The sequence below is a fragment of the Variovorax sp. dw_308 genome, from assembly GCF_019207085.1.
Lineage (GTDB): Bacteria > Pseudomonadota > Gammaproteobacteria > Burkholderiales > Burkholderiaceae_C > Variovorax.
On sequence record NZ_JAATOM010000017.1, the window covers coordinates 1 to 16,039 of the forward strand.

The 16,039-nt window shown below is 66.5% G+C and carries 16 protein-coding genes and 1 pseudogene; 6 read left to right on the plus strand and 11 right to left on the minus strand.

Annotated features, from left to right (window positions below; genetic code table 11):
- Both HCU76_RS25780 and HCU76_RS25785 read right to left on the minus strand, forming a co-directional pair.
- Window positions 1–1,272 (minus strand): annotated as a pseudogene (locus tag HCU76_RS25780) (hypothetical protein); the annotation flags it as partial.
- Window positions 1,273–1,483: 211 nt separating this feature from the next.
- Window positions 1,484–2,497: an alpha/beta hydrolase gene (locus HCU76_RS25785; RefSeq protein WP_218511015.1), complete on the minus strand. Its 1,014-nt coding sequence runs from the start codon at window positions 2,495–2,497 to the stop codon at window positions 1,484–1,486.
- A gap of 116 nt (window positions 2,498–2,613) precedes the next feature.
- Between HCU76_RS25785 and HCU76_RS25790 the strand changes: the two genes are divergently transcribed.
- Entirely contained in the window at window positions 2,614–3,456 is an 843-nt protein-coding gene (locus HCU76_RS25790; protein WP_218511016.1) for an AraC family transcriptional regulator, read from the plus strand.
- Between the two features lie 231 nt (window positions 3,457–3,687).
- Here the strand turns inward: HCU76_RS25790 and HCU76_RS25795 are convergent, their stop codons facing one another.
- From HCU76_RS25795 to HCU76_RS25805, 3 genes are all read right to left on the minus strand, one after another.
- Window positions 3,688–5,073 (minus strand): amidase family protein, encoded by a 1,386-nt coding sequence (locus tag HCU76_RS25795; protein ID WP_218511017.1) that lies wholly within the window; start codon window positions 5,071–5,073, stop codon window positions 3,688–3,690.
- Between the two features lie 194 nt (window positions 5,074–5,267).
- Window positions 5,268–5,663 (minus strand): DUF1398 family protein, encoded by a 396-nt coding sequence (locus HCU76_RS25800; RefSeq protein WP_213959494.1) that lies wholly within the window; start codon window positions 5,661–5,663, stop codon window positions 5,268–5,270.
- 37 nt (window positions 5,664–5,700) lie between these two features.
- A complete protein-coding gene (locus HCU76_RS25805; RefSeq protein WP_256354445.1) occupies window positions 5,701–6,243 on the minus strand; it encodes a MarR family winged helix-turn-helix transcriptional regulator in 543 nt (180 codons plus the stop codon).
- 177 nt (window positions 6,244–6,420) lie between these two features.
- On the opposite strand from HCU76_RS25805, the gene epsC reads away from it, so the two are divergent.
- The 3 genes from epsC (at window position 6,421) to HCU76_RS25820 (ending at window position 8,577) form a co-directional block, all read left to right on the plus strand.
- A complete protein-coding gene (gene epsC, locus HCU76_RS25810) occupies window positions 6,421–7,359 on the plus strand; it encodes a serine O-acetyltransferase EpsC (RefSeq protein WP_218511018.1) in 939 nt (312 codons plus the stop codon).
- A gap of 70 nt (window positions 7,360–7,429) precedes the next feature.
- Window positions 7,430–7,984 (plus strand): thioredoxin domain-containing protein, encoded by a 555-nt coding sequence (locus tag HCU76_RS25815; RefSeq protein WP_213959496.1) that lies wholly within the window; start codon window positions 7,430–7,432, stop codon window positions 7,982–7,984.
- Window positions 7,985–8,016: 32 nt separating this feature from the next.
- Window positions 8,017–8,577: an NADPH-dependent FMN reductase gene (locus tag HCU76_RS25820; protein ID WP_218511019.1), complete on the plus strand. Its 561-nt coding sequence runs from the start codon at window positions 8,017–8,019 to the stop codon at window positions 8,575–8,577.
- 52 nt (window positions 8,578–8,629) lie between these two features.
- Here the strand turns inward: HCU76_RS25820 and HCU76_RS25825 are convergent, their stop codons facing one another.
- The gene (locus tag HCU76_RS25825; RefSeq protein ID WP_213959498.1) at window positions 8,630–9,028 is read right to left on the minus strand and encodes an Hsp20/alpha crystallin family protein; all 399 of its coding nucleotides are present in this window, start codon (window positions 9,026–9,028) and stop codon (window positions 8,630–8,632) included.
- Window positions 9,029–9,039: 11 nt separating this feature from the next.
- Window positions 9,040–9,477 (minus strand): Hsp20/alpha crystallin family protein, encoded by a 438-nt coding sequence (locus tag HCU76_RS25830; RefSeq protein ID WP_213959499.1) that lies wholly within the window; start codon window positions 9,475–9,477, stop codon window positions 9,040–9,042.
- A 265-nt stretch (window positions 9,478–9,742) separates the two neighbouring features.
- Here HCU76_RS25830 and HCU76_RS25835 point away from each other — a divergent pair, with 265 nt between their 5' ends.
- On the plus strand, window positions 9,743–10,555 hold the full coding sequence (locus tag HCU76_RS25835; RefSeq protein WP_218511020.1) for a class I SAM-dependent methyltransferase: 813 nt from the start codon (window positions 9,743–9,745) through the stop codon (window positions 10,553–10,555).
- 35 nt (window positions 10,556–10,590) lie between these two features.
- Here the strand turns inward: HCU76_RS25835 and HCU76_RS25840 are convergent, their stop codons facing one another.
- Both HCU76_RS25840 and HCU76_RS25845 read right to left on the minus strand, forming a co-directional pair.
- Entirely contained in the window at window positions 10,591–11,292 is a 702-nt protein-coding gene (locus tag HCU76_RS25840; protein ID WP_218511021.1) for an SDR family oxidoreductase, read from the minus strand.
- Window positions 11,293–11,318: 26 nt separating this feature from the next.
- On the minus strand, window positions 11,319–11,690 hold the full coding sequence (locus HCU76_RS25845) for a hypothetical protein (protein ID WP_218511022.1): 372 nt from the start codon (window positions 11,688–11,690) through the stop codon (window positions 11,319–11,321).
- Window positions 11,691–11,900: 210 nt separating this feature from the next.
- On the opposite strand from HCU76_RS25845, the gene HCU76_RS25850 reads away from it, so the two are divergent.
- Window positions 11,901–13,934, plus strand: a complete 2,034-nt coding sequence (locus HCU76_RS25850; RefSeq protein ID WP_218511023.1) for a tetratricopeptide repeat-containing protein — start codon at window positions 11,901–11,903, stop codon at window positions 13,932–13,934.
- 33 nt (window positions 13,935–13,967) lie between these two features.
- Here the strand turns inward: HCU76_RS25850 and HCU76_RS25855 are convergent, their stop codons facing one another.
- Complete coding sequence (locus HCU76_RS25855; protein ID WP_218511024.1) at window positions 13,968–15,419, minus strand: NAD(P)/FAD-dependent oxidoreductase; 1,452 nt, start codon at window positions 15,417–15,419, stop codon at window positions 13,968–13,970.
- Window positions 15,416–15,991, minus strand: a complete 576-nt coding sequence (locus HCU76_RS25860) for a VOC family protein (RefSeq protein ID WP_213959505.1) — start codon at window positions 15,989–15,991, stop codon at window positions 15,416–15,418. Before HCU76_RS25860 ends, HCU76_RS25855 begins: the two co-directional genes overlap by 4 nt.
- Window positions 15,992–16,039: the final 48 nt, after the last annotated feature.

A 16,039-nucleotide genomic window follows, 5' to 3' on the forward strand; every position in this document is an offset into this window, starting at 1 on the left:
GCCGCCGTTGGCGTAGACCAGCGCGCCCTCCAGCCCGCCGCTCACCTGCGCATTGCCCTGGATCGTGGCGGTGGCGGTGCCGGCCTGGCCGCCGGTTCCCCCGCCGCCGCCGTTGCCTCCCGAACTCGTGCCGTTGCCGTTGCCGTAACCCCCGGCGGCCCCGTCGCCCCCATTGCTGTTCACCATGACGCCGGCCTCGGCACCGCTGACGCGGGCCCCCGTCACCACCACCGTCGGCGTACCGCCGTTGCCGCCGTTGCCGCCGTTCCCCCCGATGGCTTCCGGGGCGCCCTGTGCATAGCCGCCAGCGCCGCCGCTGCCGCCCGTGGCACCCACGTCCACGCCGTTCTGCCCGCTGCCCGTGGCCGTCACGTTGCCGGTGATCGTCACGTTCACCGTGGACGACCCGCCGCCCTGGCCCCCGTTCCTTCCGTCGGCCTGTGTGCCGCCGTTGTCGTTGGGGCCCTGCCCGCCCTGTCCGCCCTGCGAGCGAACGTACACGCCGGTGGCCGAGGTTGTGATCGCACCGCTCGCGCTCAGCGTGACCGCGCCGCCGCCACCGCCTGCGCCCGCATAGGGCGCGAAGAAGTCCGGCTGGCCATCGGTGCCGCCGGCCCCGTTGCCCCCGACGGAGATCGCCTCGATCCCGCTGGTCGCCACGTCCGTGCTGGAAGCGCTGGCAGCGGTGTTGATCTGCAGCGTGCCGCCCGCACCGCCCGTGCCGCCCGTGCCCGACTGGCCGGTCAGCGTGTCATGGCCCCCGGCGCCGCCGCCCCCGCCGCCCTGGCTCAGGAAACGCTGCAGGCCGCCGTCGTAGGCGCCGGTCGTGCTCACGTTGCTGCCGGTCGTCACCGTGATCGCGCCGCCGGCCCCGCCCGTGCCGCCGTTCTTGCCGTGTCCGTCCAGGCCGGAGGTGGCGGCTCCGCCGGCGCCGCCGATCAGCCGGAAGTCGATGGCCCCGTAGCTGCCGTCGGAGGCGGTGTAGGTCTGCGTGTCGGTGAAATTGCGGTTGATCGAACTCGGCGTCGGATTGCCGCCGCCCTGGCCGCTGTGGTCCTTGTTCTGGCCCCCGGTGGAGCCCGTCGCATTGATCACGCAGTTCTGGCCGTTGGTCGGGCTGCAGGGCGTGCCGTCATCGGCGAGGGCCGGAGCGCTGAACGACAGCATCAGCACCGGGGCAGCCAGCGCCGTCAGCGCGCATTCGAGGGCCAGGGCCAGGCGCGTGCGCCGCGGCTGCAGGGCAGAGGTGTGGGTGCGGGCAAGAGTGTTCATGGCTGTAAGGGAGCTGTGGGTTGAGGGGGGTCTTGGGGTTCGCCGAGGCGCGTCGAGACATGCCGGGGCCCGCGCCAGGAGGCCGTCAGCGATTCGTCAGGGGTGGGGCGCTGCGCCCCACGGGAAGGTCGTGCGCACGGCCTGGACCGGCAGAAGTGGCAGAGCAGGTTCGGCCCTGTCGCCCGCTGCCGCCGGTCCGGCCGACCGGGCGTCAGCGCAAGCGCTGCTTGAGCTCTTCGCTGGCCTGGTGCAACGCCGCCCGGGTGGTCGGCAAGTCGGCCAGCGCATTGAGCAGGCCGAAGTCGTGGATCGTCCCGTTGTAGCGGGTCGCGACCACGGTCACACCCGCCGCGTCCAGCTTGCGCGCATAGGCCTCGCCCTCGTCACGCAGCACGTCCATCTCGGCCGTCTGGATCAGTGTCGGCGGCAGGCCCTTCAACTGCTCGGGCGTGGCCAGCAGCGGCGAGGCGCGGATGTCCTGGCGCTGCTTCGGGTCGACGGTGTAGGCGTCCCAGAACCACTTCATCATGTCCTTGGACAGGAAGTGGCCGTTCGCGAATTCGTCATAGGACGCGTTCTCGAAATTCGCGTTGGTGACCGGCCAGAACAGCACCTCCGCACGCAGCGCGGGCGTGCCTTTGTCCTTGGCCATTTGCGCGACCACCGTGGCCATGTTGCCGCCCACGCTGTTGCCCGCGATGGCCAGTCGCTTGCCGTCCACGTTGAACTGCGCGCCGTTCTCGGCCACCCACTTCGTTGCCGCGTAGATCTCGTTGATGGCGACCGGGTAGCGCGCCTCGGGCGAGGGCGTGTAGTTCACGAAGATCGCCGCCGCTCCGGAGTCGGCCACCAGGTCGCGCACGAAGCGCTCGTGGGTCGGGAAGTCGCCCAGGATCCAGCCGCCGCCGTGGACGAAGATGAAGCCCGGCAGCACGCCCCTGGCACCGGCCGGACGCACAATGTCGAGCACGATCTGCTTGCCGTCGACGTTGATGGTCTTCTGGCTGACATCGGCAGGGGGCAGCTTGGCGCCCTTTTGCGCGCCCACGAGCACCTGGCGCGCATCGGCCGGCGACAGGGTCTCGATGGGTTTGCCGCCGCCCTTGGCCAGCGTGTCGAGGAAGGCCTGGACGTTGCGTTCGACGCCGGGGCTGCCGGCGGCCAGGGACAGGGTCGAGGCCAGGGCCAGGACGGAAGCGGTGAGGAGTCTGCGTGTGAACTTCATGATGTCGATCCTTGGTTGAAGACGTATGAAAGAGCCGCTTGGCAGACTGAACTTTAGGACTGAGGTCAGTACTGAAGGTGACGAATAGTGCTGAAAACTTGATTAGGAGTACTGCATTGGCCGACGCATGCACCGACCGCCTGCAAGCGCTGCTGAACCACTTCCCGGTCCGCGCGCGCATGTTTCATTCGGGCGCCTTGTGCGGCATCACGGATTTCTCCGCGCCGGGCGAGGGCGGCCAGATCCACCTGCTCAGGCGGGGGACGATGGAGGTGATCCATCCGGGGCGCGCCACGCTTCAGGTGAGCGTTCCCAGCCTGCTGCTCTATCCGCGACCCGTGCCCCGCCGTTTTGTCACCGACGCCGAGTCAGGCGCCGACCTGGCCTGTGCGGAGCTTCACTTCGATGGCGGTGCCGCGAACCCGGTCGTAGCGGCGTTGCCGGATGTCATCTGCCTGCCGCTGGAGAGCATCGACGGCGCCGGCCAGGTGCTGACGCTGCTGTTCGACGAAGCCTTCGGCGAGAACTGCGGCCGGCATGCGCTGATCGACCGGCTCTTCGAGGTCGTGCTGATCCAGGTGCTGCGGCACCTGATGGAAACGGGCCAGATCGGCGGCGGCATGCTGGCCGGCCTGTCGCATCCCAGGCTTCGCAAGGCGATGGTCGCGATGCATGAGCAGCCAGGGCGGGAGTGGTCGCTGGAGGCGTTGGCCGACTTCGCGGGAATGTCGCGCAGCGTGCTCGCCGGGACCTTCCGCAACGTTGTCGGTTGCACTCCGGGTACCTACCTGCAGGGGTGGCGCGTCAAGCTGGCGCAGCAGGCACTACGGCAAGGCCGACAGCTGAAGATGATCGCGATCGAGGTCGGCTATGGCAGCGAAGCCGCGCTGTCCCGTGCATTCAAGTCGCACTGCGGCATGACGCCGCGAGAGTGGCGGCAGACGCGCGGAGACGACTGAAGCCGGCCGCTCGGCGGCCAGGCTATCGGGCGGCTCTCAACGAAGCGGCGAAAGCGCAGAAGGTGCGAAGATTTCGTAGCGAGGGCGCCTGCCGGGAGGCCGGTTCGCGGAGCGGAACCGTACTCAAGTACGGTGACAACGAAGTTGCGGCGAGGCTGACAACTGCGCGAAGCGCTTGTCATGCCGGAGCCAACACCGCAGGCGCGAGATCGGTGGCCGCAGTAGAAATATTCACACCTTCGGCCCGATCGGCAGCGGCGCGAAGCCGTGCTCGGCCTCGAAGGCCGCCGCGATCCTGAGCAGCTTCGCCTCCTGCGAGTGCGCGGCGACGAGCTGCACGCCGATCGGCAGCCCGGCGGACGACAGGCCGCAAGGGATCGAGATCGCCGGATGCCGCGAAGCATTGAAGATGGCCGTGAGGAAAGGCTCCGGCGTCTTCGCCTCCACCGGCTCGGGCAGGCTCTGGATCGTCGGGCAGACCAAGGCGTCATAGCCGTCGAGCAGCAGGTTCAGCGCCACGCCGAAACGGCGCCGGTCCTGCTCGGCCTCGCTGTAGGCGACGACGTCGAAATCGTTCTCCCGGCAGCTGGCCAGCAGGTAGGGGTCCATCAACGGCAGGCGCGCCGGCGGCAGCGCGCGCAGCAGCCCCGCCTGCATGACACAGCGCAGCACGAAGTAAGAACGGCTGCCCAACGCGTACAGCGCCGGGTCGATGGCGATCTCGTCAACCTGGGCGCCGAGCGCGCGGAACACCTCGACGGCCTTGTGCGCTGCCATCGCGACTTCCGGATCGACGGCGACGCCGGAGCCCAGGTCCGGCGACCACGCCAGGCGCAGCCCCTTCACGCCGCCCGCGAGCGCATCGAGGTAGTCGCCCTCGTGCGGCGGCAGGCCGTACCAGTCACGCGGATCCGGTCGGGCGATCACGTTCATCATCAGCGCGCAGTCCCGCACCGTCCGCGTGATCGGCCCGATGTTGGAGTTGGTGCCGAAGCGCGAGGGCGGATAGTCCGCCACCCTGCCGTGCGTCGGCTTCAGCCCGACCAGCCCGCAGCGGCTCGCCGGCACGCGGATGGAGCCGCCGCCGTCGCTCGCCAGCGCGAGCACGCCGAGGCCAGCCGCGGTGGCCGCCGCCGCGCCGCCGCTGGAGCCGCCCGGCGTGAAGCCCGGGTTCCACGGATTGCGGGTGATGCCGAACAAGGGGCTGTCGGTCATCACCTTCCAGGCGAACTCCGGCATCGTCGTCTTGCCGATCAGCACGGCGCCGGCCTCGCGCAGCCGCGCGGTGCCGGGCGCGTCCTCCTCCCACGCCTGCTGCGGGTCGACGGTGCGCGAGCCCGACAGGGTGGGCCAGCCCTTCGTGAGGATGTTGTCCTTGACCGTAGCGGGCACGCCGTCGAGGGCGCCGATTGGCGCACCGCGGCTCCAGCGCTCCTGCGAGCGCCGCGCCTGCAGGAGTGCGCCGTCCTCGTCGAGGTGCTGGAACGCGTTCAGCGTCGGGTTGAGCGCCGCGATGGCATCGAAGGTGGCTCGGCAGACCTCGACCGGCGAAAACCGCGCCGTGCGATAGCCTTCGATCAGTTCCGTTGCGGGCAGTCTGAGCAGATCGTTGTTCATGCCGGATTTCCTTGGGGTTGCAATGCGTCGATGATCGGGGCCGCGACCGCCGGCTGCATCGTCATAACTGGCGAACGGCCCGGCAGGCGGTGCCGGTGCGGGACCGCAGCCGCGATCGAATCCTTTGGAGATTCTCTGTGCCGAGGCTCTCGATGGGCAGCCAACCTGCGGAAAAGGTGAGTTGGCTTCGGCGTTCAGTCCGGAAAGCGCTCGACATGCGTCTCGCCCCGGCGGCCGAGATAGGTGACATGGCGTCCTGCGATCCAGACCGTGTACCCGATGCATCCCGCGCGCTGCGAGAGAAGCTTGAATTCGGGGTACATCACCCGACCCTGTTGCGCCCCCAGGATGGCGGCGCGCACCCCGTCACCGTCGAACATATCTCCGATGAGCTGCTGTGGCCGCTCAAAACCAAGATCGAGCGTGGCGCCATCGGGCAGGTAGCAGGTCGTCCGACCGGACCGGTAGTCGACGTGGTACGCCTCGACTTCGACACTCATCAGTCGGCCGATCACTTCGCCGAAGTGGATACGGCCCTCATTTGACGCCTCGAAGGTGGCCTCGATGACGGCGTGGGTGGTTTCGTTCATGGTGTTTCCTGACCCGGAATGAAATGCCTGCGATCAGTCAGGCGGCGGGGATGTTCTTGAGCTGATGGCGTTGCACCAGTGCCTGCATGGCATTCATCAAGGCTTGGCGCTCCTGCGCATCGAGATGGCCGAAGAAGTGGTCATCGTTGGCGTCTGCCAACCCGGCCAGCCGTGGAACCAGCTTCCTGCCTGATGCGGTCAGCACCAGGGATTGATCCCGGGTGCTCTCGCTGGCGTACTGCCGCTGCGCCAAGCCCTTCTCTTCAAGACGAGTGACCACCTTGGAAGCGGCGCCCTTGGTCATGCCCAGGGTCTGGATCAGTTCGGCATGGCTGGCCTCGTCCCTGGCCCACAAGGTGCGCAGCGCCACCCATTCGGTGACGGTCACGCCCTCGGCCTCGAGCAATTGCTGAAAGCGAGTGGAAACATGGTTGGATACGTAGCGCAGCCAGAAGCCCAGATGCGCTTCCAGTGGCGATGGTGAGGGTCTGCTTGTCTTTGTCTTCATATGGTTTCCCTGGAAACTTGTTGGTAGTTTAGTTTCCAAAGAAACCTTCGTCAACACAGTCACCAGGCGCATGCCGGCCCGGTCCAAAGGCTCTTGTAGCGTGCCTTGACGCTCGATCAGACTCCGCCGATAGTGACGCCGCGCGCAGAGCACGGGCCGCCAAACGGTGCGAGGATGCGCAAGAAGCAACCCCGCCCCGGGATGCGCTTGCGGGGCAGGAGACGCTTGGCGTCATGGAGAAATATTGATATGTCAGGTTTCCAGGTCGATGAAGTCGTCGCGGCGCTGCAAGGCGTGCGGCGCGAATGGCGCGAGGGGCAGCAGCGCAACCAGACCGGCGGCGAGCGCGAGCTGCCGTCGCGCGAGGTGGTGGAGCAGGTCGTGGAGGCGCTCACCGGCGTGTTGTTCCCGATGCGGCTCGGCCCGACCGACCTGCGCCAGGAGAGCGAGGATTTCTACGTCGCGCACACGCTCGACAACGCGCTGCACAACCTGCACGTGCAAGCCACGCTGGAGCTGCGCCACGAGCGCCGCCACACGCAAGCCGAACTCGCCGGCCTGAACGCTGATGCGCAGCAACGCGTGCGCGAGTTCGCCGCGGCCTTGCCGGGCATCCGCAAGATGCTCGACACCGACGTGATGGCCGCCTTCCATGGCGACCCGGCCGCGCGCAGCGTCGACGAGGTGCTGCTGTGCTACCCCGGCGTACTGGCGATGATTCATCACCGCCTCGCGCACCAGCTCTACAAGCTCGGCCTGACGCTGCTCGCGCGCATCGTGGCAGAGCGGGCGCATGCGCACACCGGTATCGACATCCATCCCGGCGCGCAGATCGGCGCCGGCTTCTTCATCGACCACGGCACCGGCGTGGTGATCGGCGAGACTGCCGTGCTCGGCGAGCGCGTGCGGCTCTACCAGAACGTGACGCTCGGCGCCAAGCGCTTTCCGACCGACGCCGACGGGCATCTCAAGAAGGGCCTGCCGCGCCATCCGGTGCTGGAGGATGACGTGGTGATCTATGCCGGCGCCACCATCCTCGGCCGCGTCACCATCGGCAAGGGCGCCACCGTGGGCGGCAATGTCTGGGTGACGCAGGACGTGCCGCCGGGCTGCAGCGTCACGCAGGCGCTCGCGCGCGAACTGGCGCGCGATCCAACGGCTGCACCCGGCGTGACCCCACCAAAGTAGCGGCATCTGGCAGATACTGCGGCGCTGATGGCCGCGTGCCACCGATGGCTTTCCTGACCGAAGGAGTCCCATGACCACTGCGTTCAACCCCGCCAGCCTGCTGGCCGTCGACCCGGCCACAGACCATGTGCGCGGTCCCACCTCAGCCCGCGTCACGCTGGTCGAGTACGGCGACTTCGAATGCCCGTCGTGCCGCCAGGCGCACTCGGCGCTGAAGATCGTGCTGGACCATTTCGGCAACGACCTGCGCTTCGTGTTCCGCCACTTTCCGCTGCGCGAGGTGCATCCGCATGCGGAACTCGCCGCCGAGGCCGCCGAGGCCGCAGGGGCACAGCACAAGTTCTGGCAGTTCCACGACCTGCTGTTCGCACACCAGCTCCAACTCGACGACAAGCACGTGCGGCAATACGCGCAGCAGGCCGGGCTCGACATGGCGCGCTTTGCCAACGAGATGAGCGACCACGTCTACCGGCAGCGCGTGCAGGAGCAGATCGAGAGCGGTCGCCGGCTGGGCGTGCGTTCGACGCCGAGCTTCTATGTCAACGGCGCGTTCTGCGACGTGTCCTTCGGGCTCGACCACCTGCACAAGGTGATCGACAAGGCATTGGCCCAGTCGGGGCAGTAGGTTTTTCTTCCACCCGTCCACACGGAGATTCCATGAGCACTTTCAAGATCGGCGTTGTCATCGGCAGCCTGCGCAAGGATTCGTTCAATCGCAAGCTGGCGCTGGCGCTGGCGCTGGCGGCGCTGGCGCCCGACGGATTCGTCTTCGAGCATTTGCAGATCGACGACCTCCCGCTCTACAACCAGGACCAGGACGGCAACCAGGCCGAGTCGGTCAAGCGCTTCAAGACGGAGATCGTGTCCTGCCAGGGCCTGCTGTTCGTCACGCCGGAATACAACCGCTCGATTCCCGGCGTGCTGAAGAACGCCATCGACAACGCCTCGCGGCCCTACGGCCAGAGCGCCTGGGCCGGCAAGCCCGCGGGCGTCGTCGGCATCTCCGTTGGCGCCATCGGCACCGCGATGGCGCAGCAGCACCTGCGCAACGTGCTGGCCTACCTCGACGTGCCCACCATGGGCCAGCCCGAGGCTTTCGTGCAGGCCAAGGAAGGCCTGTTCGACGACAAGGGCCACATCGGCATCGAGAGCACGCAGAAGTTCCTGCAGGGGTGGATGGACAAGTACGTGGCGTGGATCAAGACGCATAACGCGTGACGCTCGCGCCTCCCCGCGCGCTGCTGCCCCGGTGCGCGCGGGAAGGCGGCCTTCACGCTCCGACCGGTATGCGTCGCGGCTTGGCGTGTTCGGCCTTTGGAATCCGCAAGGTCAGGACGCCCTGCGCCAGCTTCGCCGTGACTCGGGCGGCATCCAGTTCCTTGCTCAGCGTGAAGCTGCGGTGGAACCGGCCCAGTGCGACTTCGCTGTGCGTGGATTGCAGGCCCTCGGGCAAGCCGAGGTCGATCTCGCCTTCGATGGTGAGGATGTCGGACTCCGCCTGCAGGTGCAGCCTGTCCTTCGAGACGCCGGGCAGGTCCGCATACAGCGTGATGCCTGTTGCGTCCTCGATCACGTCGACCGGCGGCGTGAGCGTATCGTCGCGATAGGGCGCCTGGGCCTTGCGCATGGCATCGGTAGCGGGATCTTGCGTGGTGAGTTTGTTGTTCATGACTCGTCTCCTTACTGGATGGTGATGCGGCGCGCCACGGTCGATTCACGACGCTGCACGGTCACGTGCAGCACGCCGTCGCGGTATGTCGCGCTCATGGACTCGGGGTCGGCGTCGTCGGGCAGCGTCAGCGCGCGGCGGAAGGCGCCTTCGAATCGTTCGTCGATGTGCGTGGTCGATTTGTCGCTCGCGGAGTCGGGCATTTCGGCAGTGCGTTCGCCGGCGATAGTCAGCAGGCCACGGTCCAGCGTGACTTCGATGGCCGCAGGGTCGAGGCCCGGCGCAAAGGCGTAGATCTCGACGGCGCGTTTCGTGCTTCCCACGTTGAGGGCGGGGAAGCCACGGCCCAATCCGCGGATGGTGGGGGACAGGTCGAACGCCTGCTGCATGTCGCGTTGCAGGCGATCGATCTCGGCGAACATGTCGCGCGGGAAAAAGGATCGATACATGGCGAGAACCTCCAATCAGGATTGAGCGGAGCGCCGGAGACGCCTCCGGCGCTTCCATGGAGCGAGGTAGGAGCGCCAGCGAGCTTTTCAAGATCCCGCGGCGGCATGTCTTTTCCGTCACCGGAGGAGGGTGTCAGACCCTGCCTGGATCGCCGCCGGACGACGTTGACGGGGCCGGCGTGCGGGGCCACCATTGCGCCTTCGTCGCCACTGCGCGACCCGGCGGCCGGCTCTTCGAACCGCGATCAAATCTTAAAGGGGTCACATGGCTGAAAGCGACAAGGTGTTCGCGGGGTCGATCCCGAAGTTCTACGACACGCTGATGGTTCCGCTGATCTTCGCGGCCTATGCGGAGGACATGGCGGCGCGTGTCGCCGCCTTTGCGCCCGGCGCGGTGCTTGAAACGGCAGCCGGCAGCGGCGTGGTCACGCGGGCGCTGGCGTCAAGGCTCGGCGCCGGCGCGCGCTACGTGGTGACCGACCTCAACCAACCCATGCTCGACTACGCGGCCGCCCGGCAGGGGGCCGACAGCCGCATCGAATGGCGGCAGGCGGACGCGCTCCACCTGCCGTTCGACGATGCCGCCTTCGACGTCGTCTGCTGCCAGTTCGGCGCGATGTTCTTTCCGGACCGGGTCGCCGGCTATGCCGAGGCACGCCGCGTGCTGAAGCCGGGCGGGCGCTTTGCCTTCAGTGTCTGGGACCGCATCGAGGAGAACGCCTTTGCCGACGACGTCACGAACGCCGTCGCCACCGTGTTTCCGGACGACCCTCCGCGATTCCTCGCCCGCACGCCGCACGGCAATTACGACATTGCACTGATCCGCGGGGACCTGAGCCGCGCAGGGTTCACCGACATCGGCATCGAGACGCGCGCGGAGGTGAGTCGCGCGCCCTCGGCACGAGACGTCGCCACCGCCTATTGCCAGGGAACGCCGCTGCGCAACGAGATCGAGGCGCGCGACGCCAGCCTGCTCCAGGTCGCCACGGACCGCGCGACGGAGGCCATAGCCAGCCGCCATGGCGAAGGCCCGGTGGCCGGCAAGATCCAGGCGCATGTGATCGTGGCGGCGGGATAGCGAAGCGGGCAGCCCGGCGCAACGGACGAGGAGCCCTACAGCGACCGCATCAACCCGCCGTCGACACGAATGCTCTGTCCCGTGATGTACGCCGCTTCGTCCGAGGCAAGGAACGCGATGGTGGCAGCCACCTCGTCGCTGGTGCCGTAGCGTTGCATCGGCACGTTCTGGCGGCGGTCTTCCTTCTCGGGCAGGCTGTCGATCCAGCCCGGCAGCACATTGTTCATGCGCAATTTGCTGGCCGCGTACTGGTCCGCGAAGAGCTTGGTGAACGCGGCAACCCCTGCCCTGAAGACGGCCGATGTCGGAAACAACGCGCTCGGTTCCAGCACCCACGCCGAGGAGATATTGATGATGGCGCCGCCCTTCTGGCGTTCCATCACGGGCGTGACGAGGCGCGTGGCCCGGATCACGTTGAGCAGGTAGAAGTCCATGCCGGTTTGCCACTGCTCGTCGGTCAACTCCAGCAGTGGTCCCTTCGGCCCGTGGCCCGCGCCGTTCACGAGCACATCGATACGGCCCCAGCGCTCCAGCGTCATGTCGACCAGGCGGCGCAGATCCTCGTTCGATTGGTTCGACCCCGTCACGCCGATGCCACCCAGTTCCTTGCCCAGCGCTTCGCCCTTGCCGGACGAGGACATGACGGCCACTGCGAACCCCTTTTCCGACAGCTTGCGCGCGGCTGCCGCGCCCATGCCGCTTCCGCCTCCGACCACGACAGCAACTTTCTCCGACATCGATTTCTCCTTCAGGAATTCAAAGTTCAGACAACCAGCGCCGGGTCGACCAGGCGCACGCGATGGTCCACGTAGTAGCCGCCGTACTCGGTGTACCGGAGGAACACGCTGCAGCACACGCTGCACAGATATACGTCGCTGCGGTTGGCGGGGAACCATGCGACGGCAATGGGTGCGCGGGCGGAGTCGTACCGCGTCCCATCCGGGTGGAATTCCTCGAAGGTGGGTTCGTCGACACCCGGCGGGCGCAGCGTTCCGACCTGATCAATCCCTGCGGGCCAGCGATCGTCCGTGATGCTTTCCCACGATGGTTGCTGCAAGGCCGTGCAGCGGCAACCGAGGGCCTTGGCCTCCATCCTCTGGGCACTCAGTTCGCGCAATTGCGCGGCGTCGATCATGGTTTGCTGGCTCCATTGGAATTCAACCGAGGGGCGATTGTGACGCGCAAGCGGCACCCAGGTCGTACCCTGGCCTGGCCGATTGCGAGATCGCTACGACGTGCGCAATCGAGTTGCGCGAGCGACTGATCCCCAATGGATGGGAGGCGCCATTCACGGGCTCTCGCTAACCTGCTGGGGGGAGCTACGTTCGACTCAAAGGAATATGCGATGCGCTGTTTCGTGATTCGAGGCTTCGGCAAGAAGAAGGACTCCGAGGGTCAGGTCATCGACTTCGAGCGGGTCCACCGTGAACTGATTGCCGAGGCGATCAAGGAATGCAACCTCAAGGGAGACACCACCGCGGAGGTACTCGACGCGGGCAGCATTCACGAGGACATGTTCCAGCTCATCCTTCAGGCTGACATCGTCATATGCGACATCACCGTGCACAACGCCAACGTGTTCTACGAGCTCGGCGTTCGCCATGCGTTGCGAAAGAAGCACACGGTGCTGATCAAGGGAAACCCATCCGCGGACGTGACGCCATTCGACATCGCGGGTGGGCGGTATATGCCGTACCCGGTGGACAACCCGGGCGCGGCGCTGGGTGATCTCGTAGCCGCCATACGAGCCGGTCTTGCCGGCGCGCGCGAGACTGACAGCCCGATCCTCCTCACGCTGCCCAAGCTGCCCGAAGCCGACGTGAGCAGTGTCGACGTGCTGCACTTGAGTTTCATCGAGGAGGTCCAACTCGCGGCGGCGCGGTCCGACAAGGGCTGGCTGCGTTTGCTGGCCGATGATGTGATGGGCGAGCGCTTCGAACGACAAGGTCTCAAGGCCATCGGCCGGGCTCAGTGGAAAAATGCGAAGGACTACGAGGCGGCGATTGCAACCTGGGAGATCGTGCGCGGGGCCGCTCCATACGATCTTGACGCCAACCTCGCGCTTGCCAACTTGTACGAGCGCCAATTCAAGCAGACAGGCGAGGCGACGCTGCTCGAACGCTCCAACCTGGCGATCGAGCGCGTGCTCGCTCGCAAGCCCCTGCCGCCCACCGATCGTGCGGAGGCACTTGCGCTCAAGGGGCGCAACCTGAAGACGCTCTGGCGCCTGGCGTTCAGCAAACTGGACACGCCGGAGCAACGTCGCGCGAGGGCGATCGACGTGAAGGCCAAGCTGTCCTATGAAGCCTATCGGGACGCCTACAAGACCGATCTCAACAGTTTCTTCCCCGGAATCGCGGCGTTCCAGATGGGGTGCATCCTGCAATCGCTCGCCCAAAGCCCGGGCTTCGCGAACCTGTTCACCCATGACAGGCAGCGTGCCGCCAAGCAATACGTGGGAGTCCTGAAGCGTGATCTGGCCGCGCTGCAGCATGTGGTGCGCGCGTCGATCGAACGGGCATTCACCGATGGCAACGATGATGATCGTGTCTGGGCCGCCATCAGTGCCGCAGACCTGGTGTTCCTGACAGAGCCCTTGAGCGTGCTGCAAGCAGATCCCGCTATTGCAGCGGAAGCCTATCGAAACGCCGTTCCACTCGGGAGCTTCTACTGGGACGCCGCGAAGGGCCAATTGGAACTGTTCGCCCAGCTCGGCATCCGTGCAGACGTGGCGCAAGCCGTGATCACGGCCCTCGACGGTCCTGCGGCGGGCGTGCAATCGGGCAGGCGCCATCTTGTCGTGTTCAGCGGCCATACCGTGGACAAGGCAAATGCACCGCAGCCGCGCTTTCCCTCTGCCGCACAGCAAAGAGCCCGCAGCCTCATCGAAGACGCACTGCGTGGAATGAAGCGCGAAGACGAGCGCATCACCATGCTCGCATCGGCGGCGCCCGGGGCCGACATCCTCGCGCTGGAGAGCTGCAAGCCGCTTGGCATCGAAACCTGGCTGTGCCTGCCGATGTCGCGCAACGCCGTCGCGGACGAGGTGTTCAAGCAGTATGAGGATGACTGGCGCAACCGCTTCTTCGATCTTGTCGATGCGCAGTCGCAAGAGCGCACCTACCTCATGCACAGCGCGGCTGGTCTGCCCCGTTGGCTGAGTGCACGCGGCATGACACCCTGGTCGCGCGGCAATCGATGGATGTTGCGCCAGGCGCAGGCCTGGGGCGCCGACCGGGTCACATTGCTCGCCCTCTGGGATCGGAACGAACTCGATCCGTCCACAGACGGCACGGCGGAAATGGTGCGGCTCGCCCGCAAGGCAGGGATGTTCCTCGAAATCATCGACTGCGGCCAACTTGCTGGACCCGCCGCTTGACTCCTGGCCGGAGAACCCTGTGACTCAGTACGGTCAGCTGAATTTCAGCACCCCGTCCGCGACCTTCCCGAAGCGCATCGCCACCATGTCCGTCAAGTAGTTCTGGTTCAGCTTCCACGGCCTGGTCGTGCCCTGCCTGGGCAACTGGTCCGCGGCACGCTGGAAGTAGCCAGACGAAAAGTCGACCCACGGCTGCAGCGGCGTATCGGGCCCGAGCTCCGGCACGAGGCATTGCCGCGCGCCGGTCTTGCGCATGTGATTCAACAGCCGGCAGACGTATTGCGCGGTCAGGTCCGCCTTCAGCGTCCACGAGGCATTGGTGTAGCCGAAGGTGTTGGCCAGGTTCGGCACGCCGGTGTACATGAGGCCCTTGTAGTTGACCGTGCGCGCCGGCTCGACGCGCTGGCCGTCGACGTACAGCGCGGCATTGCCGAGCATCGCGAGCTTCAGCCCGGTGGCGCTGACGATGATGTCTGCTTCAAGCGCGGCACCCGATTTCAGCTTCAGGCCCGTCGCGGTGAACGACTCGATCTGGTCGGTGACGACCGACGCGCTACCTTTGTTGATCGCCTTGAAGAAGTCGCCGTCCGGCACCAGGCACAGGCGTTGTTCCCACGGGTTGTAGCGCGGCGTGAAATGGGTGGCGATGTCGGCCGTGGGCCCCAGCGCCTGCCGCACGCCACCGAGCAACAGTTGGCGCATGCGCTGCGGACTCTTCCTGCAGAGGCGAAAGACGTACATGCCCATCAGCACGTTCTTCCAGCGGGTCAGCTGGAGCGCCATCTTCAAGGGCAGCCGCTTGCGCAGTTTCGTGTTGATCGGGTCGACCGAGGGGCGCGAGACCATCCACGTCGGTGAGCGCTGCAGCATGGTCACGTGCGCGGCCTTCGCGGCGAGGGCCGGCACCAGCGTCACGGCGGTCGCGCCGCTGCCGATGACGACGACCTTCTTGCCGGCGTAGTCCAGGTCTTCCGGCCACTTCTGCGGATGCACCAACCGGCCGCCAAAGCGGTCCATGCCGGGGAACTCGGGCTGGTAGCCGCCGCCATAGTCGTAATAGCCGCTGCACATGAACAGGAAACCGCAACGCATGCTGACGGTGCTGCCGTCTTTCTCGTGCAGCATCTGTACTGTCCATTGCGCCTCCTGCGAAGACCAGTCGGCGCGCACCACCTTGTGGCCGAAGCGGATCTTGCCGTCGATGTCGTTGTCGCTCGCGGTCTCGCGCAGGTAATTGAGGATGGTCGGTCCTGCGGCGATGGCCTTCGGATCGGTCCAGGGGCGGAATGAATAGCCGAGCGTGTGCATGTCGGAGTCCGAGCGCACGCCGGGATAGCGGAACAGGTCCCAGGTGCCTCCCAGGTCGTTGCGCGCCTCGACGATGGCATAGCTGCGGTCCGGGCAGAGCTTCTGCAGGTGGTAGGCGGCGCCGATGCCAGACAGTCCCGCGCCCACCACCAGCACGTCGACGAACTCATCGGTCATGCGGCGGAACCTCGCACCGGCGACACCGGCATGTGCGCGGTGCGCGGCAGGAATGTGGTCAAGGGCGTTCCCTCGCGTTGGCGGGCCAGCCATTCTTCAGGATCGAATTCGACACCGATCGGATTCGCGGCGAAGTGCGGGCCTTCCATGAAGGCGTTCGCATCCTCGTTGCTCGAATAGCAGTCGACCTGGAACTCCATCTGGTTCCCGTCCGGGTCGCCGTAGTACATCGACACCGTCACGCCGTGGTGGATGCACCAGTAGGGCAGGATGCCTTGCGCCTTGAGTTGAACGTAGTTCTCGAACAGGTCGTCGATGGACTGGTAGGTGTAGGCCACGTGGTCCACGCCGATGATGCCGGCGCGATTGGTCTCCGTGCCTTCGGGTTGCAGCACCGCCAGGTTGATGAAGGCGAAGCGGTGATGCTCGTCGTCGTAGGTCAGGAAGGCGATCGCCGGGTTCTTGTGCTGGACATGGGCATCGAAGACCTTGGCATACCAGTCGAGCATGGCCTCGAACCGGCGCGTGCGATAGACGACGTGAACGAACTTCTGCGGGCGGACGCGCGGCATGCTTTCTCCTGTGACGTGGGACTGTGCAGAAGGCCATCGTTCCACAGG